The organism is Marinobacter sp. bablab_jr003 (assembly GCF_016464245.1).
Lineage (GTDB): Bacteria > Pseudomonadota > Gammaproteobacteria > Pseudomonadales > Oleiphilaceae > Marinobacter > Marinobacter vinifirmus.
In genome coordinates this window covers 1-559 of the sequence record NZ_JADARC010000086.1, presented here as the reverse complement: position 1 = coordinate 559, position 559 = coordinate 1, and the positions used below count along the sequence as shown (strand labels likewise).

The 559-nt window shown below is 55.8% G+C and carries 1 protein-coding gene; it reads right to left on the bottom strand.

Annotated elements, in window-relative coordinates; all coding sequences use genetic code 11:
• Positions 1–559, bottom strand: a 559-nt coding sequence (locus H3Z84_RS07955) for an IS3 family transposase (RefSeq protein WP_199457093.1), incomplete at both ends; no start/stop codon positions are given.

Below are 559 nucleotides of genomic sequence, written 5' to 3'. Positions count from 1 at the left end.
TGTCAGCCGGATCCGGTGGTGGTTATAGTAGTCAATGTACTGCTCAATACCGTGTCGTAATTGCTCAACGCTATCGAACCGGTTCAAGTAATAGAACTCGGATTTCAATGTACCGAAGAAGCTCTCCATAGCCGCGTTGTCCAGGCAATTGCCCTTGCGAGACATGCTTTGAGTTAGCCCCTTCTCCTCGAGCATCCGGCAATACTCCGGATGCTGGTAATGCCAGCCTTGATCCGAGTGTACCACTGGACTGGTTCCTTGCTTGAGTCGCCTGAAGGCCTTTTTCAGCATCTCCGTGACCATGGGAAGCACCGGCCGGTCACGGAGTTCATAGGCCAGGATTTCACCGTTGAACAGGTCCATCACCGGCGACAGGTACAGCTTGCGCCCTTGCACCTTGAACTCAGTGACGTCCGTCGCCCACTTCGTGTTGGGCTTGGTGGCCCGGAAGTCCCGGGCCAGTAGATTCGGTGCTTTCTTGCCCACGGGGCCTCGGTAGGAGCGGTATCGCTTCACCCGAACTCTGGATTTCAGCCCCAGCTGTTGCATCAGCCGCTGA